At 66.6% G+C, this 22,779-nt stretch carries 20 protein-coding genes; 8 read left to right on the top strand and 12 right to left on the bottom strand.

The genetic code is table 11. The features are described 5' to 3' along the window. Positions 1-13: 13 nt before the first annotated feature. Positions 14-346: an iron donor protein CyaY gene (gene cyaY / locus ACEN9N_RS01325; RefSeq protein ID WP_413332257.1), complete on the bottom strand. Its 333-nt coding sequence runs from the start codon at positions 344-346 to the stop codon at positions 14-16. 12 nt (positions 347-358) lie between these two features. Here cyaY and lptM point away from each other — a divergent pair, with 12 nt between their 5' ends. Together lptM and lysA are read left to right on the top strand one after the other, a co-directional pair. Beyond that, on the top strand, positions 359-631 hold the full coding sequence (lptM, locus tag ACEN9N_RS01320) for an LPS translocon maturation chaperone LptM (protein WP_495655211.1): 273 nt from the start codon (positions 359-361) through the stop codon (positions 629-631). Continuing rightward, positions 628-1,914 carry a diaminopimelate decarboxylase gene (gene lysA, locus ACEN9N_RS01315; RefSeq protein ID WP_495655210.1) on the top strand — a complete coding sequence of 429 codons (1,287 nt, stop codon included), beginning with the start codon at positions 628-630 and terminating at the stop codon, positions 1,912-1,914. Before lptM ends, lysA begins: the two co-directional genes overlap by 4 nt. An 11-nt stretch (positions 1,915-1,925) precedes the next feature. Here lysA and msrQ read toward each other — a convergent pair whose 3' ends face one another. The 5 genes from msrQ to ACEN9N_RS01290 all read right to left on the bottom strand — a co-directional run bounded on the left by msrQ (position 1,926) and on the right by ACEN9N_RS01290 (position 8,030). After that, positions 1,926-2,582: a protein-methionine-sulfoxide reductase heme-binding subunit MsrQ gene (gene msrQ / locus ACEN9N_RS01310; RefSeq protein ID WP_413332251.1), complete on the bottom strand. Its 657-nt coding sequence runs from the start codon at positions 2,580-2,582 to the stop codon at positions 1,926-1,928. 27 nt (positions 2,583-2,609) lie between these two features. Further along, positions 2,610-3,629: a protein-methionine-sulfoxide reductase catalytic subunit MsrP gene (msrP, locus tag ACEN9N_RS01305; protein WP_495655209.1), complete on the bottom strand. Its 1,020-nt coding sequence runs from the start codon at positions 3,627-3,629 to the stop codon at positions 2,610-2,612. Between the two features lie 116 nt (positions 3,630-3,745). After that, the gene (ccsB, locus tag ACEN9N_RS01300; protein WP_495655208.1) at positions 3,746-5,062 is read right to left on the bottom strand and encodes a c-type cytochrome biogenesis protein CcsB; all 1,317 of its coding nucleotides are present in this window, start codon (positions 5,060-5,062) and stop codon (positions 3,746-3,748) included. After that, positions 5,059-7,239: a cytochrome c biogenesis protein ResB gene (locus ACEN9N_RS01295; RefSeq protein ID WP_413313839.1), complete on the bottom strand. Its 2,181-nt coding sequence runs from the start codon at positions 7,237-7,239 to the stop codon at positions 5,059-5,061. Before ACEN9N_RS01295 ends, ccsB begins: the two co-directional genes overlap by 4 nt. Positions 7,240-7,358: 119 nt before the next feature. Continuing rightward, the gene (locus tag ACEN9N_RS01290; protein WP_413313840.1) at positions 7,359-8,030 is read right to left on the bottom strand and encodes a c-type cytochrome; all 672 of its coding nucleotides are present in this window, start codon (positions 8,028-8,030) and stop codon (positions 7,359-7,361) included. A 72-nt stretch (positions 8,031-8,102) separates the two neighbouring features. On the opposite strand from ACEN9N_RS01290, the gene yihA reads away from it, so the two are divergent. Together yihA and ACEN9N_RS01280 are read left to right on the top strand one after the other, a co-directional pair. Continuing rightward, entirely contained in the window at positions 8,103-8,846 is a 744-nt protein-coding gene (gene yihA, locus ACEN9N_RS01285; RefSeq protein ID WP_495655207.1) for a ribosome biogenesis GTP-binding protein YihA/YsxC, read from the top strand. A 90-nt stretch (positions 8,847-8,936) separates the two neighbouring features. Further along, positions 8,937-9,848 (top strand): alpha/beta fold hydrolase, encoded by a 912-nt coding sequence (locus tag ACEN9N_RS01280; protein WP_413315217.1) that lies wholly within the window; start codon positions 8,937-8,939, stop codon positions 9,846-9,848. Between the two features lie 96 nt (positions 9,849-9,944). Here ACEN9N_RS01280 and ACEN9N_RS01275 read toward each other — a convergent pair whose 3' ends face one another. Together ACEN9N_RS01275 and ACEN9N_RS01270 are read right to left on the bottom strand one after the other, a co-directional pair. Further along, positions 9,945-10,829 carry an LpxL/LpxP family acyltransferase gene (locus ACEN9N_RS01275; protein ID WP_413315216.1) on the bottom strand — a complete coding sequence of 295 codons (885 nt, stop codon included), beginning with the start codon at positions 10,827-10,829 and terminating at the stop codon, positions 9,945-9,947. Then, positions 10,826-11,716, bottom strand: coding sequence for a lysophospholipid acyltransferase family protein (locus ACEN9N_RS01270; protein ID WP_413315215.1), 891 nt, complete (start codon positions 11,714-11,716; stop codon positions 10,826-10,828). Before ACEN9N_RS01270 ends, ACEN9N_RS01275 begins: the two co-directional genes overlap by 4 nt. A 215-nt stretch (positions 11,717-11,931) precedes the next feature. On the opposite strand from ACEN9N_RS01270, the gene metK reads away from it, so the two are divergent. Next, the gene (metK, locus tag ACEN9N_RS01265; protein ID WP_413315214.1) at positions 11,932-13,116 is read left to right on the top strand and encodes a methionine adenosyltransferase; all 1,185 of its coding nucleotides are present in this window, start codon (positions 11,932-11,934) and stop codon (positions 13,114-13,116) included. Between the two features lie 24 nt (positions 13,117-13,140). On the opposite strand, the gene ACEN9N_RS01260 is transcribed toward metK, so the two are convergent. The 4 genes from ACEN9N_RS01260 to ACEN9N_RS01245 form a co-directional block, all read right to left on the bottom strand. Further along, positions 13,141-15,276 (bottom strand): TonB-dependent receptor domain-containing protein, encoded by a 2,136-nt coding sequence (locus ACEN9N_RS01260; protein ID WP_495655206.1) that lies wholly within the window; start codon positions 15,274-15,276, stop codon positions 13,141-13,143. Positions 15,277-15,339: 63 nt separating this feature from the next. Further along, positions 15,340-15,528 carry a hypothetical protein gene (locus ACEN9N_RS01255; protein WP_042673654.1) on the bottom strand — a complete coding sequence of 63 codons (189 nt, stop codon included), beginning with the start codon at positions 15,526-15,528 and terminating at the stop codon, positions 15,340-15,342. Further along, positions 15,525-16,715 (bottom strand): PepSY-associated TM helix domain-containing protein, encoded by a 1,191-nt coding sequence (locus ACEN9N_RS01250; RefSeq protein WP_495655205.1) that lies wholly within the window; start codon positions 16,713-16,715, stop codon positions 15,525-15,527. The genes ACEN9N_RS01255 and ACEN9N_RS01250 overlap by 4 nt, the downstream gene beginning before the upstream one ends. 27 nt (positions 16,716-16,742) lie before the next feature. Then, entirely contained in the window at positions 16,743-18,839 is a 2,097-nt protein-coding gene (locus ACEN9N_RS01245; protein WP_495655204.1) for a TonB-dependent siderophore receptor, read from the bottom strand. A 175-nt stretch (positions 18,840-19,014) separates the two neighbouring features. Here ACEN9N_RS01245 and ACEN9N_RS01240 point away from each other — a divergent pair, with 175 nt between their 5' ends. From ACEN9N_RS01240 to groL, 3 genes are all read left to right on the top strand, one after another. After that, entirely contained in the window at positions 19,015-20,616 is a 1,602-nt protein-coding gene (locus ACEN9N_RS01240) for a phospholipase D family protein (protein ID WP_495655203.1), read from the top strand. A gap of 158 nt (positions 20,617-20,774) precedes the next feature. Further along, positions 20,775-21,065 (top strand): co-chaperone GroES, encoded by a 291-nt coding sequence (locus tag ACEN9N_RS01235; RefSeq protein WP_007835162.1) that lies wholly within the window; start codon positions 20,775-20,777, stop codon positions 21,063-21,065. Positions 21,066-21,094: 29 nt separating this feature from the next. Then, entirely contained in the window at positions 21,095-22,747 is a 1,653-nt protein-coding gene (gene groL, locus ACEN9N_RS01230) for a chaperonin GroEL (protein WP_495655202.1), read from the top strand. Positions 22,748-22,779: the final 32 nt, after the last annotated feature.

Raw genomic sequence — 22,779 nt, 5'->3', positions numbered from 1 at the left:
CGACGAAGAAGAGTCAGGCGGCCGCGAACGTCAGCGGCTGGCCTGCCTGCAGGGTCGCTTCACGCGACAGGTTGCCGAAGAATTCTTCTCCGGTCTTGGTATCGACCCAGGCCTGGCCGTCGTGGCGGTAGTGGTAGCCGCCGGAACGCGCGGCAAGCCAGATTTCCTGCAGGGGCTTCTGCAGGTTCACGATCAACTGGCTGCCGTTGCGGAATGAAATCGTGATCATCCCGCCCACCCTCTGGTTGTCGATGTCGGCGTCGGTCGCATCGTTGATGCGGTCGCATCCCTGCTCAATGGCGGCGAGCGCGGCTTCGGCGCGGTCCATGTACTCGGTGTCGGTCATTACAATTTCGCTATGTTGAACGTTCGCCAAATTCTAGTGAGCACCCGCGCCCGCGCTGCGCTCATGGTCTGCCTCGTTGCAGGCACCACCGCCCTGGTTGCCTGCGGACAGCGCGGTGCGCTGTACCTGCCGACCGATCCTGCCGCCGCCGGGCGAGCCACGCTGCCGCAGCTCATGACGCCCGAGAGCCTGCGGTCCTCTTCGTCCAGCTCCAGCGAGGCGGCGCCCGCACCGGCCGCTGCCGCCAGCGCACCGGCCAGCAACAACACGGAACCGCGCAAATGAGTGCCGGCATCAACTCCATCGCCCTGCCCGGCCAGCCGCACGTTGCGCAACGCGACGGCGCGCTGCACGTCGAAGGCGTCGCACTTGAAGCGCTGGCGCGCGAGCACGGCACCCCTCTTTTCGTCTACTCGAAGCAATGGATGCTGGATGCCCTCGCGGCCTACCAGCGCGGCTTCGAGGGCCGCGACGCCCTCATCTGCTATGCGATGAAGGCCAACTCGTCTCTCGGCGTGCTGCGCGTGTTCGCGCAGGCCGGCTGCGGCTTCGACATCGTCTCGGGCGGCGAGCTGGCACGCGTGCTGGCCGTGGGCGCCGATCCGAAGAAGATCATCTTCTCGGGCGTCGGCAAGACCCGCGCGGAAATGCGCGAGGCCCTTGCCGCCGGCATCGCCTGCTTCAACGTCGAGAGCGAAGCCGAGCTCGACGTGCTCAACGAGGTGGCGCTGGCCGAGGGCAAGCGCGCGCCCATCAGCATCCGCATCAATCCGAACGTCGATCCCAAGACGCACCCCTATATCTCCACCGGCCTCAAGGGCAACAAGTTCGGCATCGCGCACGACCGCGCGGTCGAGGCGTACCGGCACGCCGCGCAGCTGCCGGGCCTGGAGGTGGTGGGCATCGACTGCCACATCGGCTCGCAGATCACCGAAGCCTCGCCCTACCTGGACGCCTGCGATCGCGTGCTGGACCTGGTCGAGGCGATCGAGGCAGCCGGCGTGCCGATCCATCACCTGGACTTCGGCGGCGGCCTGGGCATCGACTACAACGGCGAAGTGCCGCCCAAGGCCGATGCGCTCTGGCAGCAGCTGCTCGCCAAGCTCGACGCACGCAACTTCGGCCAGCGCAAGCTGGTGATCGAACCCGGCCGCTCGCTGGTCGGCAATGCCGGCGTCTGCGTGACCGAGGTGCTCTACACCAAGCCCGGTGAAGACAAGAACTTCTGCATCGTCGACGCGGCCATGAACGACCTGCCGCGCCCCGCGATGTACCAGGCCTTCCAGCGCATCGTGCCGCTGCGCAGCCGCGCCGGCGATGCACCGACCTACGACGTGGTCGGCCCGGTTTGCGAGAGCGGGGACTGGATCGGCCGCGACCGCGCGCTCAACGTGGTCGCCGGCGACCTGTTGGCCGTACTGTCGGCCGGCGCGTACTGCATGAGCATGTCCAGCAACTACAACACGCGCGGCCGTGCCGCCGAAGTGCTGGTGAGCGGCGCCACCGCCAAGCTGATCCGCCGCCGCGAGACGATGGAAGACCAGCTGCGCGCCGAGATCGACGGCTGATTTGCCGGTGCTCAGCCGGTGCGCAGCGGCTTCTCGCTGCCGCGCACCGCCACCGCGGGAGGCTTCGCCTTGCGCTTGCTCGCGAAATTCCACACCCGCCACGCGAGCAGCGCGGCAATGATCGCGGCATAGACGAACACTTCCGCGAAGTTGTTCTTGCCCGCGCGCATCCAGAAGAAGTGCAGCAGCCCGAGCCCCGAGATCACGTAGACCAGCTTGTGCAGCATCTGCCAGCGCTTCGCGCCCATTGCCTTGATGGCGCGGTTGAAAGAGGTGGCCGCCAGCGGCGTCAGCAGCACGAAGGCAGAGAAGCCCACCAAAATGAACGGCCGCTTCGCGATGTCCTTGGCGATGTCGCCCCACTCGAATCCCATGTCGAACCAGCTGTAGCACAGCAGGTGCAGCACCACGTAGAAGTACGCGAACAGGCCCAGCATGCGGCGCAGGCGTGCGAGTGCATTCCACTTGGTCATCACGCGCAGCGGCGTCACCGCCAGCACGATGCAGATGAAGCGCAGCGTCCAGTCGCCGGTGGCGCGGATCAGGAACTCGGCCGGGTTGGCACCGAGCCCGTCCGTGAAGGCGCCGTAGGCCAGCCGCGCGAACGGCAGCAGGCACAGCAGGAAGATGACCGGCTTGGTCGCCGGATGCATGAGCAGCTTGTTCATGGTCGGGCGCCGGTTGCCGGGGCGCGCTCAGTAGTTCTTCTTCAGGTCCATGCCCGCATACAGCTGGCCGACCTGGGCTTCGTAGCCGTTGAACATTTCGGTCTTGCGCCGCTTGGCGAACAAGCCGCCGCCGTCGCCGATGCGGCGCTCGGTCGCCTGGCTCCAGCGCGGATGGTCGACGTTCGGGTTCACGTTCGAGTAGAAGCCGTACTCGTTGGCCGCCGCCTTGTTCCACGCGGTGCTCGGCTCCTTCTCGACGAAGCGGATCTTGACGATCGACTTGGCCGACTTGAAGCCGTACTTCCACGGCACCACGAGCCGTACCGGCGCGCCGTTCTGGTTGGGCAACACCTCGCCGTACATGCCGAAGGCCAGCAGCGTGAGCGGGTGCATCGCCTCGTCCATGCGCAGGCCTTCGGTGTAGGGCCAGTCGAGCACGCGCGAGCCGACAAAAGGCATGGTCTTCGGGTCGGCCAGCGTCACGAACTCGACGTATTTGGCGTTGCCTTGCGGCTCGACCTTCTTGATCAGTTCGGCCAGCGAATAACCGACCCACGGGATGACCATCGACCAGCCTTCGACACAGCGCAGGCGGTAGATGCGCTCTTCCTGCGCGCTGAGCTTGAGCAGGTCTTCGATGCCGAACTTGCCCGGCTTCTTGACCAGGCCGTCGACCTCCACGGTCCACGGCCGCGTCTTCAGCGTGCCGGCGTTCTTGGCCGGGTCGGCCTTGTCGGTGCCGAACTCGTAGAAGTTGTTGTAGCTCGAGACGTCCTTGTAGTCTGTGAGCTTGTCCATCGACATGGCCCCCGGCACGGCCGACTTGCCACCAGGCAGCGGCGCGAGCTTGTTGGGCCGCTCGGCCTGGGCCCAGGCTTCGCGCGAGGCGAAGCCGGCCAGCGCCGCACCCGCCGCGCCGCCCGCCATGAGCTTGAGCAGGTCGCGCCGGCCTTCGTAGGCGGCACGCGGCGTGATCTCGCTCGACAGCGGGTGGATGAAGCCGTTGTCGCTGTTGCTGCGACGGATCGGTCGGGATTGGAACGACATGGCAGGCCTTTCGCGTGAATCGTTGTGCTCAGGGTAGTTCGTGAGCAGTCCCGATTTGGTTACGCGCCGCAGCGGCGCGCGGTTTCAATTCTTCGCGAAAGACCGCAGGCCCGTGCCTACAGGGTGCCGTAGCTGTGCAGCCCGCTCAGGAACATGTTCACGCCGAGGAAGGCGAAGGTGGTGACCGCCAATCCACCCAGCGCCCACCACGCCGCCACGGTGCCGCGCAGGCCCTTTACCAGCCGCATGTGCAGCCAGGCCGCGTAGTTGAGCCAGACGATCAGCGCCCAGGTTTCCTTCGGGTCCCAGCTCCAGTAGCCGCCCCAGGCGTCGGCGGCCCACAGGGCACCGAGCACGGTGGCGATGGTGAAGAAGGCGAAGCCGACGGTGATCGACTTGTACATGACGTCGTCGAGCACCTCGTTGGCCGGCAGCCGCGCCGCGATGCGCTTGCGTCCCAGGAGGATGCCGGCCGCGATCAGCGCGGAAATGCCCGCATAGACCACCCAGTAGCTGCCGCCGGCTTCCTGCACGCGCTGGCGGAACGCCACCGGCACGAAGCACAGCGCCACGCCCAGCAGCCAGATCGGCGTGAGCTTGTACCAGCGCTTTTCGTCGGCCTGCTCCTTGATGAGGTAGGCGAAGGCCACCATGGCCGCGAGCGAGAAGGTGCCATAGCCGATGAAGTTGGCGGGCACGTGCAGCTTCATCCACCAGCTCTGCAGGGCTGGCACCAGCGGCTGGATTTCGTGCGCCTCGCGCACGATCGTGTACCAGAGCAGGAAGCCGACCGCCGCGCTGACCACCAGCATCACGAAGGCGCCGAGCGCGCGCGTCTTGTAGCGCTCTTCGAAGTAGAGATAGAACGCGGCCGTGAGCCAGCAGAACAGCACGAACACTTCGTACAGGTTGCTGACCGGGATGTGGCCGATGTCCGGGCCGAGCTGGTGGCTTTCGTACCAGCGCACCATGGTGCCGATCAGCGCCATCGTCATGGCCGCCCAGGCCAGCCGCGAGCCGATCATGTCGAAGGTGTCCGACTGCTTGCCGCCGAAAAAGCCGAGCCAGTAGAACAGCGTGCTCATGAAGAACAGCACGCTCATCCAGAGGATGGCCGACTGGCTCGACAGGAAATACTTGAGCCAGAACACCGTGTCGGCGCGCGCCAGCTCGCCCTGGTACGAACTGATGGCCAGCAGCGACGCCGCAGCCACGACGATGGCCAGCACCCGCAGCGGCCGCCAGAACCAGCCGATGGCGATCATCGCGATCACGGCAGCGGCCAGGATCGGCTTCTCGTAGTAGTCCATCGACCCCGCGTACCGCGTGAACGCAAACAGCCCACCGGCCAGGACCAGCGCCGCGAACACCCAGTCGAACGGGTTGCGGCGCGAAAGCCAGCTTTCATTGAGCGTGAGGGTCGTGGTGTTCATCGTGTCTGTGCTTCTGTCTTGCTCAGGGCGAGCAGCTTGTGCTTGAGGTGCTCGAATTCGCGGTCGCTGTCGATGGTCTTGCGATTGACCGAGAACGCCATCGTGGCCGCTGTCCCGGATGTCTGGCCTTCGGCAGCCGTGCCGTCGGGCGTCAGCCACACCCAGAGGCGGCGCTCGCGCACATACAGCATGGCAAAAATCCCGACGATCAGCAACAGGCAGCCCAGATAGACGACGTTCTTGCCAGGGGCACGCGCCACCTGGAACACGCTGGCCTGCACCTGGGTGAAGTCGGTCATCATCATCGCGACCGGGGCCGGGTAGAAATGTGCGTCGCTGATGGCCAGCACCGCCTGCGTCAGGTAGGCCTGCGATTTCTGGTCGTTCGGCAGCGCGGCAAGGCCGGCGCCTTCGCGGCCCAGGTTGAGCACCTCGAACAGCACGTCGTTGAGGATGCGCACCAGCACGCCGCCGGCGCGCTCGCGCTCGGCCTCGGGCACGTTGACCTCCATGAACTCGGCAATCGCCTGCCAGCCCCCCGCCGTGGTGGCGTCGGCCTTGGCGCGCTCGGTGCCCGCGAACAGCGCCAGCGCGCGCGTGGCCGATACGCGCAGTTGCTCGGCCATCTCCGGGCGCTTGGGGTCGGTGGCCTTCGCGATGTAGCGCTCAATGGCACGGGCGCGGGTGTCGGCATCGCCGAGCGCGGCGCGCATGCGCACAAAGCCGTCCATCGAGCCCTGTTCGTCGGCGGGCACGCGCAAGTAGCGGAACGGATCCTCGGGCTTCTCGCGCATCCCCAGCAGGAACACCGGCTGGCCGTCGCCGGTGTCGACCGGCACCATGTAGTTCTGGTACTCGCGCGCCTGGCCGGCGGCGTCGCGCAGCTTGTAGCCGATGCTCGGGCCGATGTTGCGCAGCACCTTCGGCTTGTTGGTCTTGTTGGCGGCGCCCAGGCGCGACTCGATGTCGTGGCGCAGGTCGACCTTGCGCACGTCGGCACCGCTGCCCATGGCGCCGCCATCGGCAAAGTTCTCGACGTTGATCACGCGCAGCGCGGCGAACTCGAGCGTGAGCTTGTCGCGGCCGTTGGTGATCTCGGTGCTCGGGCCGCCGATGATGCCCTCCACCTCGAAGGGCTTGGCCGCGGCCGCCATCGGTACCGCCTTGAGCTTCACCCTGGAGCCGCCGTCGTCGAAGCTCGACTGGTAGATCTCCACGCCCTTGTAGCTGGCCGGATGGTTGACCTCGATGCGCGCCGGCACCTGCGCGCCGGTCTCGCGGTCGTGCAGCACCACCTCGCTCGCGAACAGCTTGGGCATGCCGGTCGAGTAGTAGTCGACGATGAACTTCTTCAACTCGATGGAGAACGGCAGCTCCTGCAGCAGCACGCCGTCAGACTGGTTCAGGATGGCCACGCTGCCCTGCCCGCCTTCGGGCACGAGGATGTTGCCGCGGAAGGTCGGGTTGGCGGCCGACAGGCGGTGCTCCGGCGCCACGTCGGCGATCATGCCGCCGCCGGTGAACACGCTCTTGCCGTTGAACCAGGTCTGCGCGCGCACCACCAGGTCGCCGTCGAGCAGGCCGCCGATGCACACCAGCACGATGGCGCTGTGCGCCGCGATGTAGCCCAGCTTGTGGGCACCGCCGGCGCGCGCGGCGACCATCCAGCCGGCGGCAGTCGGCCGGCTGCCGCTGGTGGCGTCGCGCCGTTGCAGCTTGACCTTCCAGCCACCGCTCACCAGCAACTGGCCGATGCGGTTGGCCGCCGCTTCGGGCGTTTCGCCGAGCCGGTTCTCGGCGCGCTGGCCGAAGGCCTTGAGGCTCTGCGCGCGGATGTCTTCCTTGAAGGTCTTGAGGTCGACCATGATGCGCGGCGTGTTGCGCGCAATGCACAGCGTGGTGCTGATCACGAGGAACAGCAGGATCAGCAGGAACCACCAGGCGCTGTAGATCGAGTCGAGCCTGGCCGCGCGGAACAGTTCGGCCCAGAACGGCCCGAACTGGTTGATGTAGTTGTTGATCGGCTCATGCTGCTTGAGCACGGTGCCGATGATCGACGCGATGCAGATGATGGTGAGCAGCGCGATCGCGAAGCGCATCGACGAAAACAGCTCCACCGCAGCGCGAAGCATCTGCGGGCCGCGATGAACGCGAAGGCCATGGGTGGAGACGGACATCGGACGACAGTAAGGAAAGAGAGGAAAAAAGCAAAAAGGCGGGCCATCCTGCTGGATCGGCCCGCCTTTTGTTTGGGGTTGTTTTCGGCGGCTGGTTCACGCTCCAGGGAGCGCCATCATCAACGCAAACCGGCAATGTAGTCGGCGACGGCCTTGATTTCCCTGTCGTTGAGCTTGGCGGCGACGCCGGTCATGGGAACGCTGTTCAAGCGCACGTTGTCGCGGAAGGCCGTGAGCTGGGCCACGGTGTAATCGGCGTTCTGGCCGCCCAGGCGCGGGTACTGGGCGGGGATGCCGGCGCCGTTCGGGCTGTGGCAGCCGGCGCAGGCCGGGACCTGGCGCTCGCCGATGCCGCCGCGGTAGATCTTCTCGCCCAGGGCAATCGTGTCCTTGTCCTTCGAGAAGCCCGGCTTGACCTTCTTCGAGCCGACGAACCAGGCGATGTTGCGCATGTCCTCTTCGGACAGAGCCGAAGCCAGCGGCTTCATGATCGCGCTCTTGCGCTTGCCGGACTTGAAGTCCTGCAGCTGCTTGAGGATGTATTCGGGATGTTGCTGCGCCAGCTTCGGGTTGGCCGCAATGGCGGAGTTGCCGTCCGCGTTGTGGCACGAAGCACAGCTCTGGCTGTTGGCCGGCGTTGCGTTGAATACCGTGTCCCCCTTGGCGGGGTCGGGTTTGGCAGGCGCCGGGGCCGCCGCACTCGGAGCAGCCGCGTGTTCATCGGCTGCAAAACTCGCGCTGGATGCGATGCCCACGAGGGCTGCAAGCAGAATATTGGCAAACAACTTCATATCGGGGGCTTCGAATTTATGGCGCAAAACCTCACGATTCTACAATGTGGGCCTTGTTTCGAAAGTCCGTAGATGCCCTCCCCGCGCGCCAAGCCCGCTGCCTACCCTCCCCGCGCGGCTCCCGCCGCGGCCCCCCAGGTCGCCGAACGCGAACGCGTGGCACTGGGCTGGTTGCACACCGCCCACTTCCTGACCAGCGCCCCCCAGCTTGAGCACCTGCCCCCCGTCGACCTGCCCGAGATCGCCTTCGTCGGCCGCTCCAATGCGGGCAAATCGACTGCCATCAACACCCTCACGCAGCAGACGCGGCTGGCCTTCGCCTCCAAGACGCCGGGCCGCACGCAGCACATCAACCTGTTCGGCATCGGCAAGCAGAAGGTCGACGATGCGGTGCTGGCCGACCTGCCCGGCTACGGCTACGCGGCCGTGCCCAAGGAGGCCAAGCTGCGCTGGCAGCGCGTGATGGGCAACTACCTGATGACGCGCGAGAGCCTGCGCGGCGTGGTGCTCATGTGCGACCCGCGCCACGGCCTGACCGAACTCGACGAGATCCTGCTCGACGTGATCCGCCCGCGCGTGCAGCAGGGCCTCAAGTTCCTCGTGCTGCTGACCAAGTCCGACAAGCTCACGCGCAGCGAAGCCGCCAAGGTGCTGTCGATTACGCGACTGAACGCCGGCGGCGGCGAGGTGAAACTGTTCTCGGCGCTGAAAAAGCAGGGCGTCGGTGAAGCGGCCGAGCTGCTGTGGCGCTGGGTGCACCCGGAAGAGACTGCAGCAGCCCCCGCCGAACCACCGGAGCCGCCAGCAGAGACCTGACTGAACCCCAGAACAGGCTGCATCGGCCGTCCAGCGTGCGTAGTTCACTATCAAAAGAATAGCGACAGTCAACCCAAGGAGACAAGAAGCATGATCGAGACCTTCCAACGCAGCCTGCCCAATGGCACCACCCTGAGTTGCCGCGCTGCCGGCCAGCCGGGCCGGCCGCTGATGGTGTTCCTCCACGGCTTCCCCGAAGCCGCGTTCATCTGGGACGAACTGCTGGCGTACTTCTCGGACCCGGCCCACGGCGGCTACCGCTGTGTGGCACCCAACCTGCGCGGCTTCGAGAAGTCGAGCGCGCCGACCGACGTGGCGGCCTACAAGGCTCACCTGCTGATCCAGGACATCCAGCAGCTCGTGGCGACCGAGAGCACCGACGGCACCATGGCCGCGCTGGTGGCCCACGATTGGGGCGGCGCCTTTGCCTGGGGCTATGCCAACGCGTTCCCGCAGCAGATCCGCAAGCTGGTCATCATCAATTCGCCGCACCCGGGCACCTTCACGCGCGAACTGCGCAACAACCCGGCGCAGCAGCAAGCCAGCGCCTACATGAACTTCCTCGCGCGCCCCGACGCCGAGGCGCTGCTCGCCGCCGACGACTTCAAGCGCATGTGGCCCTTCTTCACGCTGATGAAGGCCGGCCCGGACGGCTTCGGCTGGCTCACCGAGGAAGTGAAGCAGAAGTACCGCCAAGTCTGGGGCGCAGGCCTCACCGGCGCCTGCAACCTCTACCGCGTGACGCCGATGAAGCCGCCGCTGCCCGGCCACACCATCGACGGCATCCCGGTGCTGCCGCGCGAACGGCTCACGGTGGAAGTGCCGACCTTCGTGTTCTGGGCACTCGACGACGCGGCACTGTTGCCCGGCCTGCTCGAAGGGCTCGACGAGTACGTGCCTAAGCTCGAGGTCAAGAAAGTGCCGGACGCGACCCATTGGATCGTGCATGAGCAGCCGCAACTGGTTGCCCGCGAGATCGAGGGATTCTTGCAGCGGAACTGATGCCGCCGCCGGGCCGCCCCAAGGCGAGCCCCGCCTCCTCCTCGGGAGATGGAGCTGCACGCAGCGAAGCGAAGTGAAAAGCCGGGAGCCCTTCCTTCAATAGATCGGCGGTTCGCCCTCGGGGCGGGTCTTGAAACGGCGATGCACCCAGTAGTACTGCGAGGGCATCGTGTCGATGTAGCCCTGCAGCCGCGTGTTCATGAGCGCGGTATCGGCCTCCACATCGTCGGTCGGGAAGTTCTGCCACTGCGGCAGCACCTCGATCTCGTAGCCGCCGGGCGTCAGCTTCGACACCACCGGCACCACCTTGGCCTTGCCCAGCCGTGCAAAGCGCGACAGCGAGGGCACGGTGGCCGCCTGCACGCCATAGAACGGCACGAAAATGGTCTGGTCGCGGCCGAAGTCCATGTCGGGCAGCAGGTACAGCAGGCCGCCCTTGCGCAGGCCCTGCAGCACGGGCTTGATGCCGTCCACCCGGTTGAGCGCCGCCACGTCGCCGAAGCGGGTGCGGCCCTCGCGGATCCAGGCGTCGACCATCGGATCGCGCTGGGTCGTGTAGATGGTGGCCGAGGGGCGCGCCGTGTGCATGGTCAGCGCTGTGGCCGCGGCGTCCAAGCCGTAGAAGTGCGGCGCGAACAGGATCATCGGCGCATCGCCGTCGGCGATCTCGCGGATCTCCGCCGCCGCCCCAACCACCTTGAGCCGGCTCGCCACGACCTTCTCGGGCGCATGCCAGAGCCAGCTGCGGTCCAGCCAGGACTGCGCCACATAGACGAAGGTCTGGCGCGCGATGGCGCGGCGCTCGGCCTCCGACTTGCCGGGGAAGCAGACCGCCAGGTTGGTGTCGACCACGCGCCGCCGCGGCACGGCGACGGTGTGGAGGATGCGGCCGAGGAACGCGCCGAAGCCGCGCACGAGCGGCAGCGGCAGCGGCGCGATCACGCGCATGAAGCCGATGCCGAGCCGGGAACCGAGGCTCATGCGGCCTCCCTGGCGGCTGCGGCCACGCGCTCGGCGCGCGGCTCCTTGTAGCGGGCGTAGTCCCACACGTACTGGCCCGGCAGGCTGTGGATCAACCGGCCGATGGCGTCGTTCATGGCCGCAGCCGCGTCCTCGATGGAGGCTGACGGGTCGGTCAGCGCCGTGCCGACGATGGGCTCGAAGCGGACCACGTAGCCGGCGCCGTTCGGCAGCCGCTCGCAGACGCTCAGGAAGCAGGCCGCGCCGGTCTGTTGCGCAAGGCGGGGAAGCAGGGTCATGGTGTAGGCGGGCCGGCCCAGGAACGGCGCCCAGACGCCCTGCCCCATCGGCGGCACCTGGTCGGGCAGGATGCCGGTGTAGCCGCCGCTGCGCAGCGTGCGGATCAGGCCGCGCACGCCGCTGTTGTTGGTGGGCAGCGTCTGCAGGCCGGGCCGGTCGCGCGAGCCGGCGGCGATCAGGTCGGCCATCCACTTCTTGCGCGCCGGCCGGAACAGCGCGGTGATCGGCCCGTAGGCCGACAGGAAGCGCTCGCCGATCGCCTGGCCGCACATCTCCCAGCTGCCGAGGTGCGGTGCCACCAGGATCACGCCTTTCTTCGCCTGCATGGCGGCCTCGAAGGCCTCCACGCCCTCCCAGCGCACCACGCGATGCAGCACGGTCTCGCCGTGCGGGCGCAGCCAGAGCCAGGGCAGTTCGGAAGCCATCTTGCCGGCGGCGGCGATGGCGGGACGGTATTGGTCGGGCGCGAAGCCCGCGCTCTCGGCATTGGCCTTGAAGCGGCGGCGGTAGTCCGGCGCGCTCCACCAGACCAGCCAGCCCAGCATGGCACCGAGCCGATGCATCAACGGCATCGGCACGCGGGCGAGCAGGCGAAACAGGGTGATCATTGAAAGCGGGAGGGTCAAAAAACGGACGCGCGCGCATGGTATGCGCGGCTCGAATAGAATCCAAATTGTCGCCGAGTTACGGAACAACTTGCAGGGCGACAAACACAAGCGCGAAAGCGATTGTGCCCGTCGATTCATCGACATCTGCTAAAGCGTTCGCCAGGGCTCCGCAGAGTTGGCAACGCGCCAAATCACTTCAAGGAGCTTTGAACAAAATGGCGAACGACTTCCTCTTCACTTCCGAATCGGTTTCCGAAGGCCACCCCGACAAGGTTGCCGACCAGATCTCCGACGCGATCCTGGACGCGATCTTCGAGCAGGACCCGCGCAGCCGCGTGGCCGCCGAGACGCTGACCAACACCGGCCTCGTGGTGCTCGCCGGCGAGATCACGACCAACGCGCACGTCGACTACATCCAGGTCGCGCGCGACACCATCAAGCGCATCGGCTACGACAACACCGAGTACGGCATCGACTACAAGGGCTGCGCGGTGATGGTCTGCTACGACAAGCAGTCCAACGACATCGCCCAGGGCGTGGACCACGCGAGCGACGACCACCTGAACACCGGCGCCGGCGACCAGGGCCTGATGTTCGGCTACGCCTGCGACGAGACGCCCGAGCTGATGCCCGCGCCCATCTACTACGCGCACCGCCTCGTCGAGCGCCAGGCACAGCTGCGCAAGGACGGCCGCCTGCCCTTCCTGCGCCCCGACGCCAAGAGCCAGGTCACGATGCGCTACGTCGACGGCAAGCCGCACAGCATCGACACCGTGGTGCTCTCCACGCAGCACAGCCCAGACCAGAGCGAGACGCCGACCAAGATGAAGGCCTCGTTCAACGAAGCCATCATCGAGGAGATCATCAAGCCCGTGCTGCCGAAGGAATGGCTCAAGGACACGCGCTACCTGATCAATCCGACCGGCCGCTTCGTCATCGGCGGCCCGCAGGGCGACTGCGGCCTCACGGGCCGCAAGATCATCGTCGACACCTACGGCGGTGCCTGCCCGCACGGCGGCGGCGCGTTCTCGGGCAAGGACCCGTCGAAGGTCGACCGCTCGGCCGCCTATGCCGCGCGCTACGTGGCCAAGAACATCGTGGCCGCCGGCCTGGCGCGCCAGTGCCAGATCCAGGTGGCGTACGCCATCGGCGTGGCGCAGCCGATGAACATCACGGTCTACACCGAAGGCACCGGCGTGATTCCTGACGAGAAGATCGCCGAACTCGTGCGCGAGTTCTTCGACCTGCGTCCGAAGGGCATCATCCAGATGCTCGACCTGCTGCGCCCGATCTACCAGAAGACCGCCGCCTACGGCCACTTCGGCCGCGAGGAGCCCGAGTTCACCTGGGAAGCGACGACGCAGGCCGCCGCACTGCGCGCGGCAGCCGGCCTCAAGTAAGCGACAAGAACCGGCGGTGGGTCGTCAGAAGCGGTACGCGCCGCTCAGGCCCACCGTCCAGTTGCGGCCCGGTGCGGGCTCGTAATAGCGCGCATTGCCCTCGTTGACGATGACCGAGCCCACGTAGCGCCGGTCGAACAGGTTGTCGACACGCGCGAAGGCATTGAACTCCCAGCGCTCCCATTTCTTCAGGTAGCCCGCATACACCGCCGCGACGGCATAGCCCGGCGCGCTCGCGGTGTTGGCATCGTTGGCCTGGATGCGCCCCAGCGCGCGCATCTCGACGCCGGCGCGCCAGCCGTCGGGCGGCACCCAGCCCAGCGATGCGAACAGCGACTGCCGCGCGATGCCGGGAATGCGGTTGCCCGCGGCGACGGTATTGGCCGCCGCGCACGGTGACGGCGAGCAGAAGGCGTCGCGGTAGGTCGCGTCCAGCCACGTGTAGGCCAGTTGCGTGCGCCAGTGGTTCGCGGTCTCATGCTGCCAGCCCAGCTCAAAGCCGTTGCGCTTCGTGCGCCCCGCGTTCTGGAAGGTGGCACGGCCGCCGACGTTGGTGTCCGTCACGATCTCGTCGCGCGTGCGGGTCTGGAACAGCGCTGCCGTCAGCAGGCCACCGGCAAGCCGCGCCTTGGCGCCGAGTTCGATGCTGTCGTTCACCGCAGGCCGCAGCGCGAAGTTGAGCCCGCTCGCGCCATTTGCCCGATAGGAAAGTTCGTTCAGTGTCGGCGTCTCGAAGCCGCGGCCGATGGAGCCGTACAGGGCCAAGTCGGGCGTCGCCTGGTAGCGCAGCGAGGCCACCGGCAGGGTCTTGCTGTAGCGCGCACTGCCGCTGTCGTCGCGGTTCGTGCCGACGATGTAGCGGTCCTGCGAGTTGAAGTGCACGCTGCTGCGGCGCACGCCGGCTTCGAGCGTCCAGCGCTCGGCGAAGCGCCAGGTCGCTTGCGCGTAGGGATCGAGGTTCCAGACGTCGTTGAGCTCGTTGCGCCGCAGACGGCCCTGCACGCCCAGCACGGGCGCCGCGACGCGGCCGAGGTAGTTCTCGTAGCCGCGGCGCTTTTCGCGCAGGCTGTCGTAGCCCAGGCCGGCCACCACGTCGAAGGGCCGATCGGCCAGGGTCAACGCAGCATTCCAGCGAATGTCGACACCGCCGTACTGCCGCGACAGGTCGATCACGCCGCCCGCGTGCAACGGGTTCTGCTGCGCCGACACCGGAATCGATTGGTACTGCGTGGTCTTTCGCTCGCCGCCGTAGACCATCAGGCGCAGCCCCTGCTCTGCGTTGATGCGACGCTCGTACAGCAGGCCGGCCTGTATCTGCTCGACCGTCTTGCGGGTGTCGTACTGCGTGGCCAGCGGCGCGTTGCGCGGCGCCAGCGCGTACTGGTCGGCCGTGAGGCCCAGCGGGTCCTGCGCGTCGACGCGCACGCTGTTGAAGACCAGCGTGAGCCTGTCGCCGTTGTCGAGCGCGATGCCGAGCTTGCCGTTTTCGATGTCGCGCCGCGCGGCGCTGTGCTCGCGCCAGCCGTCGGTATGGAAGCGGCTCGCGCCGAGCAGGTAATCGACCGCGCCCTGCGACCCGCTGAGCTGCAGCGACTGCCGCCAGGTGCCGAAGCTGCCGCCCGCGAGCGAGTACGACAGCCGTGGCGGCCCCTCGCCCGAGGCGGTGAACGTCTGCAGCACACCGCCCGAGGAGTTGCCGTACAACGCGGAGAACGGCCCGCGCAGGATCTCGACGCGGTCCAGCGAGCCGATGTCGATGTTCGAGGTCTGCCCCTGCCCATCGGGCAAGGTCGCCGGAATGCCATCGACATAGAGCCGCACGCCGCGCACGCCGAAGGTCGAGCGCGCACCGAAGCCGCGGATGGACAGCTGCAGGTCCTGCGCGTAGTTCAGCCGGTTCTGCACCTGCAGCCCCGGCACCGCGCCCAGGCTTTCGGAGAGGTTGACCTGCAGGCGGCTGTCGCGCATCTCGTCGCCGTCGACGCGGTCGACCGAGCCGGGCACGTTGAAGGGCGCAACCTCGCCGCGCGGCGTGGAGACGGTGATCTCGCGCAGGCGCGCGCCGCTGGCGCCTGGATCGGCCGGCGGCTCCTGCTGGGCCTGCGCGGCCAGCGGGACACCCAGCAAGAGAAGGCAGGCGGCGGCGGGCGCAAGTTTCATCGCGCCGATTCTGCTTCGGCATGCCGGCCGCGCATGTCGCGGTGGCGCGACTCTCAGGGAAAACTAGCGGGCCGGCGCCTTGCGCCAGGCATGCCAGGCGCCCACCACGACCGGGATGCCCAGCGTGATCCAGGCCAGGACGTCGCCCAGCCCGCCGTCGCTGAAAAGCGCCGAGATCAGCCCGAAGGTCGTCAGCAGGCCCAGCACCGTCGGCCAGCCCCACATGCGCCAGAAGCTCCGGTGCTGCGTCATGCCTGCACCTTCATGGCCGATGCCGGCTCGGGTTGTGCGGTGCCGCCGGAGACACGCGCTTCATGCGCCGCGGCCCTCGGGGACGCGGGCACGGGGTTGCCCCGCTTGAGCCACAGGTACAACCCGCTGCCCAGCACGATGATGGTCGCTATGTCGAGCAGCGCCCAGATGATCTGCATCGGCATGCCGCCGTAGTCGCCGAAGTGCAGCGGCTGCGACACCAGCAGCGCCGTGAGGTACCAGGGCAGCTTCGGCACCGCAGTCACCTCCGCTGTCTTGGCATCGACCAGCACCGGCTGGAACAGCTTCGATGTGAAGGGCTCGTTGCCACGCACGAAGAAGGTCGTGTGGTGCGGGCTCGAGAACGATGTGCCGGGAAAGGCAATGAACGACAGCTTCATGCCGGGCGTCTTCTGCATCGCGGCGTCCATCGAGCGCTGCACCGAGGCACGCTCGTTCACCGCCACGATGGGTTCGCTCTTGTAGGGCGCGAGCAGCGAACTGAGCTGGTCGTGCTGCCAGTACTTGATGAGCAGGTCGGCCCAGGTGTTGATCATGCCCGTGGAGCCCACCACGAACAGCCACACCAGCGTGACGATGCCAAGCAGGTTGTGCAGGTCGAGCCACTTCAGGCGCGGGCGCTTCTCGCGCCGCACCGTGCCGAAGTCGAGCTTGCGCATGAAGGGTGAATACAGCACCACGCCCGAGACGATGGCCACCAGCAGCAGCAGGCCCATGAAGCCGAGGAAGAGCTTGCCCGCCAATCCCGCGAAGAGGTCGACGTGCAGCTTGAACATCACGTACATGAAGCCCTCGTCGAACTTCGGCTGCGCGAGCACCTCGCCCGTGCGCGCGTCGATCGCGACCGACTTGAAGTCCTCCGTGGCTTGCGGCGTGGGCGTGAGCGTGACGAACCACAGGCCGTCGTCATCCTCGGGCTGTGAGACGAACTGCACCACGCGGCCGGGGTGCTTCGACTTCGCGATGTCGAGCACGCGGTCGAGACTGGCGCGCGGCGCGCCCGCGGGCATCTTCGGCGCCTCGACCTCGGTGCCCAGCAGATGGCCGATCTCGTGATGGAAGATCAGCGGCAGGCCCGTGATGCACAGCAGCAGCATGAACACCGTGCACACGAGGCTGCTCCACTTGTGCACCCAGGCCCAAGTCTTGATTTTTCGGCTGTTCATGTGGGGGCTGTTCCTGAAGGTCGTGTTCTAGAAGCGATAGGTCGCGCTCGCGACGATGTTGCGGCGCGAGCCATACCAGCAGTCGCCGCGCGACAGGCAGGTGCTGAAGTAGATCTTGTCGGTCACGTTGTTGATGTTGAGCGCATAGCGCCAGCGGTCGGTCTCATAGGCGAACACGAGGTCGGCCAGCGCGATGCCCGGCACGCGCGGACCGGTGCCGAACTGCGTGTCGCGAAACGAACTCATCAGGCGCACGCCGGCGCCGGCCGAAAAACCGTTCACGCCGCCGATGGAAAACCTGTACTTCGCCCAGAAACTGGCCTGGTGTTTGGGCAGGCCTTCGATCTGCGCATCGGCATCGGCGTAGTTGTAGTGGGCGATCAGGTCGAGGTTCGGGCCGGCCGAGCCCTTGGCCTCGAGTTCCACGCCCTTCGTCTTCGTCAGGCCGCGCTGCGAGAACACGTTCGGCTGCTCCTCGACGATCTGGTTCTTCTCGCGCAGGTCGTACACCGCTGCGCTGAACGCCAGGGCGCGGTCCCTGGGCTCGTACTTGACGCCGGCTTCCCACTGCTCGCCGCGCAACGGCGTGAAAATGCGGCCTTCGCGCGGCGACTGCGGCGTGAACGACTCGCTGTAGCTCAGGTACGGCGACCATCCCGACGGCGAGGCGTACATCAGCCCGAAGCGCTTGGTGGTCGCGCTGCTCTTTTCCTCGTTGCTTCCCGCGGCACTGGACACGGCCCTGTCTTGCCGCAGGCCCGCCACGAAGATCCAGTTGTCGAGCCTGACCTGGTCCTGCAGATAGACGCCCGTCTGTCGCTGGCGGGTGCGTGGCCTCGCATCGCGCACGGGCTCGTCGAGACGGCCGTAGACCGGCGCGTAGACGTCGATGGTGTCGAAGGTGGTGCCGCCCCAGACGTTCTCGCGCTGGCGCGCGAAGTCCGCGCCCACGAGCAGCGTGTGCTTCAGCGCGCCGGTCTGGAAGCGGCCCTCGACGTGGTTGTCGAGCGTCTGCGTGCGGTTGCGGGTCAGTTGGCTGTCGTAGTAGCGGCCGAGCACGCGCTTGAAGACCGGGTCGGTGGACCAGCTGTCGAATCCGCTGAACGAACTGCCGTAGTGGTAGCGGTTGTCGTTTTCGTTGCGCGCGTAGCGGAAGTTCTGGCGGAAGGTCCAGCTGTCGTCGAACTTGTGCTCGAACTGCCAGCCGAAGGTCTTGCGCTCGCTGTCGTAGTAGTCGCCCGGCTCGCCGATGAAGCGGCTGCTCGGCAGACGTCCGTTCGGGTTCGGCAGCAAGGTGCCCTCCCACGGCAGGAACTGCGAGCTGCTGCCGCTCTTGTCCTTCTGCCAGAGGCCCTGCAGCGCCAGCGAGGTCATGGCATTGGGCCGCCAGGTCAGCGAGGGCGCGATCACGCTGCGGTCGTCGGGCACGTGGTCGACCTGCGTGCCGGACTTGCGCTGCAGCGCGATCAGGCGGTACGACAGTGAGCCGTCGGCGTTCAGCGGGCCGGTCAGGTCGGCCTGGATCTGCTTGCGGCCGAAGCTGCCGAACTGCACGCCCACTTCGCGCTGGGCCTCCTGCAGCGGCCGCTTGCTGACCATGTTGACCACGCCGGCGGCCGTGCCGGCGCCGAACAGCATGCCCGAGGGGCCGCGCAGCACTTCGAGGCGCTCCAGCGTGTAGGGCTCGGTGCGGGTGGTGCTGGTGTAGTAGCCGTAGGCCTGGCGCAGGCCGTCGAGGTAGACGTCGGGATAGGCGCCGCGCACCCGCACGGAGTCGGTGCGGGAATCGAGTCCGTAGGCATCGGAACGTACGCCGGCCGCGTAGTTGAGCGCGTCCTGTACATTGGCCGCGCCCTGGTCGATCATCTGGTCGCGCGTGATCACGGTCACGGACTGAGGCGTTTCAGACAGCGGCGTGTCGGTCTTGGTGGCGGTGACCGCATTTTTCGCGCGGTAGCCGATCACCGGCGTGGTCGCCGTCTCGGTTTCGGCATTCGCGTCGACCCGTACTTCCGGCAGCGAGCCCGCATTCGTCGCCTGGGCCAGCACCTCGCGCTGTGTGCAGATCGCCAGACACCCTATCAGCACCGATGCAGCCTTGCGCCGCGCCTCCAACCTCTTCATCCCGGCCTCATTACAAATATTATTAAGAATGATTCGCATTTTATTACGTGACTTCTTTGCGCCTCCCCAATCACCGCTCCGATGAAGGGTGTTGCGTTGCGAAATTGCGTCTGCGGGTCCAGGGCGAACCGGCTACCATGCCGCCCGCACGCTTCCCGTGCGTTGGCAAGCCCTCATGCTCAAGCTCATCGCCTCTCTGTTTCCCGCACTGCGCGGTCCGGCTCTGCGGCTGATGGTCCTCGCGGCTGCCATTGCCCTGGCCGGCTGCGCGGGGCTCCCACCGCGCACGCCTGAACCGCCCACCCTGGCGATTGCGGCCTCGCCTGCCACCGAGCTCGGCCGCGCCGCCGTCAGCCTCGACTCCCCACCCGACGGCCTGAGCAGCATGCGGCCGCTGATCGAGGCCTCTTTTGCGCTCGACGCCCGGCTGGAGCTGATGCGGCGCGCGAAGTCGTCGCTCGACATCCAGACCTACCAGCTCGGCAACGACAAGACCGGTCGCCTGCTGCTGCGCGAAATGCGCAATGCCGCCCGGCGCGGCGTGCGCGTGCGGCTGCTCCTCGACGACTTCTACACGGCCGGCATGGACCGCCTGCTGCTCGGCCTCGCCGCCGAGCCCAATGCCGAGATCCGGCTGTTCAACCCGTTCGTGAACGCGCGCGACCACTCGTCAGGGCGGTGGCTGGAGTTCTTCACCGACTTCCGGCGCCTCAACCACCGCATGCACAACAAGCTGTTCGTGGCCGACGGCGCCATGGCCATCGCGGGCGGCCGCAACCTGGCCGACGAGTATTTCCTGCGCAGCGAGAGCGCGAACTTCATCGATTTCGAGCTGCTGCTGGCCGGCCCGGTGGTCCCCGAGTCAGCCGCCATCTTCGACACCTACTGGAACAGCGACGTGGTCTACCCCCTGCAGCGGGTGGCCGGCACCAGCAGCACGCCGCAGGCGCTGAAAGCCGATTTCGAGGAAGCCACTTCCCCGGCCCATGCGCCGCCGCCCGACCCGCTGCCTCCCACCGACCTGCTCGGCGACCTGCCGCTGGGCGCCCAGCTTGCCCGAATCGACGAGGCCAAGTGGATGCGCGCCGAGGCCCACGCCTCCGCCGACAGTCCCAACAAGGCGCTGGGCGTCATGGCGCAGCCCATGGAGCCGCTGGCACAGCGCTTCCACGAGATGCTGGCCACGGCCAAGTCGAACGTGGTGGTGATCTCGCCCTACTTCATTCCAGGCGACGAGGGCATGGAACGCATCCGCATGGGGCGTGAGCACGGTGTGAACATCACCGTCATCACCAATTCGCTGGCCGACAGCGACGAGCCGCTGGTCAACATCAACTACAACCGCTACCGCGTCGACATGCTCAAGCTGGGCGTGAATCTGTACGAAGTCAGCACCCGGCAACTGCGGCGCAGCGGCCAGTTCCGCGACCTGCTCAAGAAGGCCCGCGGCCGCCTGCATGCCAAGCTGGCACTGGTCGACCGCCAGTGGGTGCTGCTCGGCTCCATGAACCTCGACCCGCGTTCCGCCCGGCTGAACACCGAATTCGGCATAGCCGTGCGAAGCTTCGACCTGACGCAGGCGCTGCTATTCGCCTACGAGCTCGACGACATCGAGGGCGTCTACCGCGTGGTGCTCAAGCCCGACGGCCAGAACGTCCAGTGGATCGGCACCGGCGACGTCCACAACGAGGTGCTCGACAGCGAACCGGATTCGAGCATGCTGACGCGGCTGCAGCTGCTGCTGTTCTCGTGGTTTGTGCCTACGGACCAGTTGTAGGCGGCTGCGGAACCCCTTGAAAGCCCGCCGATTGCCCTTATGATTAGCACTCGCTGCTGACGAGTGCTAACAGCCTCGCTTCCAGTCGATGGGCTGCCGGCCTCCGGTCCGGCACCCGACCACAAATCCGTTTCTTATCCATACATCCAGGAGATGCAATGAAACTTCGTCCTTTGGCCGATCGCGTGATCGTCAAGCGTGTTGACAGCGAAACCAAGACCGCCTCCGGCATCGTCATCCCCGACGCAGCCGCTGAAAAGCCCGATCAGGGTGAAGTCCTGGCCGTGGGCCCGGGCAAGCGCAACGACAAGGGCGAGCTGGCCGCACTGACTGTCAAGGTCGGCGACCGCGTCCTGTTCGGCAAGTACAGCGGCCAGACCGTCAAGGTCGGCGGCGACGAACTGCTGGTCATGAAGGAAGACGACCTGTTCGCGGTCGTCGAGAAGTAATTCAACAAATCCATTCGGAGTAAACAAACATGGCAGCAAAAGACGTAGTCTTCGGCGGTGAAGCCCGCGCACGCATGGTCGAGGGTGTCAACATCCTGGCCAACGCAGTCAAGGTGACCCTGGGCCCCAAGGGCCGCAACGTGGTGCTCGAGCGCTCGTTCGGCGCCCCCACCGTCACCAAGGACGGTGTGTCGGTCGCTAAGGAAATCGAACTCAAGGACAAGCTCCAGAACATGGGCGCGCAGCTCGTGAAGGAAGTGGCTTCCAAGACTTCGGACAACGCCGGTGACGGCACCACCACCGCGACCGTGCTGGCACAAGCCATCGTTCGCGAAGGTTTCAAGCTGGTGGCTGCCGGCATGAACCCGATGGACCTGAAGCGCGGCATCGACAAGGCTGTCACGGCCCTGGTCGCCGAGCTGAAGAAGGCTTCCAAGCCCACCACCACGTCGAAGGAAATCGCTCAAGTCGGCTCGATCTCGGCCAACAGCGACGAAACCATCGGCAAGCTCATCGCTGACGCGATGGACAAGGTCGGCAAGGAAGGCGTGATCACCGTGGAAGACGGCAAGTCGCTGGACAGCGAACTCGACGTCGTCGAAGGCATGCAGTTCGACCGCGGCTACCTGTCGCCCTACTTCATCAACAACCCCGAGAAGCAATCGGCGCTGTTGGACAACCCCTTCGTGCTGCTGTTCGACAAGAAGATCAGCAACATCCGCGACCTGCTCCCCACGCTGGAACAAGTCGCCAAGGCTGGCCGTCCGCTGCTGATCATTGCCGAAGAAGTCGAGGGCGAAGCCCTGGCTACGCTGGTCGTGAACACGATCCGCGGCATCCTGAAGGTCGTGGCTGTGAAGGCACCTGGCTTCGGCGACCGCCGCAAGGCCATGCTGGAAGACATCGCCATCCTGACGGGCGGCAAGGTCATCGCTGAAGAAGTGGGCCTGACGCTCGAAAAGGTGACGCTGGCCGACCTGGGCCAGGCCAAGCGCATCGAAGTGGGCAAGGAAAACACGATCATCATCGACGGCGCCGGCGCTGCTGCCGACATCGAAGCCCGCGTGAAGCAAGTGCGCGTGCAGATCGAGGAAGCCACGAGCGACTACGACCGTGAAAAGCTGCAAGAGCGCGTGGCCAAGCTGGCCGGCGGTGTTGCAGTGATCAAGGTTGGCGCCGCCACCGAAGTCGAAATGAAGGAAAAGAAGGCTCGCGTCGAAGACGCCCTGCACGCTACCCGCGCTGCAGTGGAAGAAGGCGTTGTGGCTGGCGGCGGCGTGGCTCTGCTGCGTGCCAAGCAAGCCGTGGGCGACTCGATCAAGGGCGACAACGCCGACCAGGACGCCGGCATCAAGCTGGTGCTCAAGGCCATCGAAGCACCCCTGCGCGAAATCGTGAACAACGCCGGCGGCGAAGCCTCGGTGGTGGTGAACGCTGTGTTGGCCGGCAAGGGCAACTACGGCTTCAACGCTGCGAACGACACGTACGGCGACATGCTCGAGCTGGGCATCCTGGACCCGACGAAGGTCACGCGCACCGCACTGCAGAACGCCGCTTCGGTGTCCTCGCTGCTGCTGACGACCGAAGCCATGGTTGCTGACGCACCCAAGGACGAAGGCGCAGCCGGCGGTGGCATGCCCGACATGGGTGGCATGGGCGGCATGGGCGGCATGGGCATGTAATTGGCTCGCCCCCAGGCTGCGCGGCACTTCGT

This window comes from Variovorax sp. Varisp46 (assembly GCF_059491885.1).
This window is presented reverse-complemented; position numbering and strand designations above follow the sequence as displayed.